This window comes from Mesorhizobium sp. M2A.F.Ca.ET.039.01.1.1, from assembly GCF_003998035.1.
Lineage (GTDB): Bacteria > Pseudomonadota > Alphaproteobacteria > Rhizobiales > Rhizobiaceae > Mesorhizobium.
The window spans coordinates 1-1826 of record NZ_RZRY01000994.1 but is presented as its reverse complement, the minus strand read 5'-3'; the positions used below and the strand labels follow the sequence as shown (position 1 = coordinate 1826).

General features: G+C 62.3%; 2 protein-coding genes. One reads left to right on the top strand and one right to left on the bottom strand.

Translation table 11 applies throughout. The features are described 5' to 3' along the window. Positions 1-945: hypothetical protein (locus EOA24_RS36515; protein ID WP_127410741.1), on the bottom strand; the 945-nt coding region annotated here is incomplete at its 3' end. 281 nt (positions 946-1226) lie between these two features. Between EOA24_RS36515 and EOA24_RS36510 the strand changes: the two genes are divergently transcribed. Further along, positions 1227-1826 (top strand): DNA helicase (locus EOA24_RS36510; RefSeq protein WP_127410740.1); only part of this gene is annotated, 600 nt, incomplete at its 3' end.

The window sequence follows — 1826 nt, the reverse complement described above, 5'->3', positions numbered from 1 at the left end:
GTATTGCGCGATGATTGGCTCCAGCGTCTTCTTCGGCCAGAATTTCGGGGTGCCGATCTCCTTCAGGCAGGAGGCGTTCCAATAGACACCCGCTGCCGAGAGCGCCTGGCCGCCGGCCTTGGCGCGCGCAACGGCGGCGATGTCGCGCGATTCCGGATAGATGTAGAGCGTCGTCGGGCTGTTCTTCACCAGGGGGATGATCTGCTCGGCATCGGCTGGCGACCAGCTGGTGCAGCCATTGCTGCGGCCGCCGGCGTAATTCACCAGCTTGCCGTAGGGCACAAAGCCGTCACGGTTGGCGTAAGAGCTTTGCGGGTTCTTGCGCATGCACAAGCCCTTCAGGATGGCCGCCGGATGCCCCCCGATGACACGCTGCCTGGCGTTCGCCGCTTCCCCTTCGCCGTCGAACTGGATGAAGCTGCGCATGAAAACCGCGTTCTGCGCGCCGACGCGATAGTATCCCTTGAAGGACGTCTTGGTTTCGGCGGTCATATAGGCGCCGCCGGCCGTCAACTCGGAATCCATCGCATTGCCGAAATTCTTCGCGCAGCGCCTGCCGTTGGAGAAATCGGCGACGCCTTTCAGGTTGCGGCCGCCGCCATGGCCCGAGGAAACCGCGCGGAAGAGCTGCTTGGCTTCGCAGATGATGTAGTAGCGCTGGCCGAGCACGCTGTTGCCGAGGTCGCCGGGACGCGTGGCATCCATGGCGAAGTAGCAGGGGTTATTGACCGAGCCGTCGCTGACTTTCTTCTGGTAGAGCGCGCGTGCCCGCTCCAGCACGACTTCAGAGATCTGGCCGTCGCCATCGCCGACATGGCGCTGCAACCAGTCGGGAATGGTCGACGGTCGCAAGGCGGCAAATGAGCTGACCGATGCCGTCAGAGCGGCCAGGATTGCGACAAGGCAAAAGATAGCCGCGCCAAGCGGAACAGATCTCAACCGCACCGTTTTGCCCCTCCTGTCGAAACGTCTCGTACCTGTGAATCACCCGGACCAATCATAGAAGGTCCCCACGCATCGGCGAAACACTTCTAGTTTAGCGACGCCTTTTGGAGGTCGGATTTCCGGCCTGCTTCGATTGCGCTATGATCTGATTCCGGCGCGCCCACGCCTCCTCCCTCCATCGGGAAGCATCGTTCATGCAGGGCAGTCCATCACCAACCAACTGTTCGAGCGCCAGGCATAAGGAGGGGTTGCCAAGACTGCTCGCGGCAGGAGGTTTTTCGATGCGGCTTTCCGCACCCGTCTATCATCTGAAACGCCAGGCGAGGCTCTTGTCTCGCCGGGAAAATGTCCCCCTTCACGAGGCGCTCGACCGCGTTGCCGCCAAGGAAGGCTTTTGTAGCTGGAGCCTGCTTGCGGCAAAAGCCGCCGAAGCCGAGCCTGGCGACAGGCTGCTGGAGCGGCTTATGCCCGGCGACATGGTCCTCGTGGCGGCACGGCCGGGGCAGGGCAAGACGCTGATGAGCCTCGAGCTCGCCGTGGCGGCCATGAAGCGGGGCAGTCGCGCCGTATTCTTTACCCTGGAATATATGCATGCCGACATTCTCGACCGGTTCCGGGACATCGGCGCCGACCCTGCGGATTTCGACCATCTGTTCGAGTTCGACAATTCCGACGCCATCAGCGCCGCTTACATCATCGAGGCGTTGCGGTCGGCGCCGCCCGGCACGCTGGCGGTGATCGACTATCTGCAGCTGCTCGACCAGAAGCGGGACAATCCCGAACTCATGGTGCAGATACGCGCGCTCAGGTCGTTCGCCCGGGAACGTGAACTGGTGTTGGTGTTCATCTCGCAGATCGACAGATCATACGATCCCGCCAGG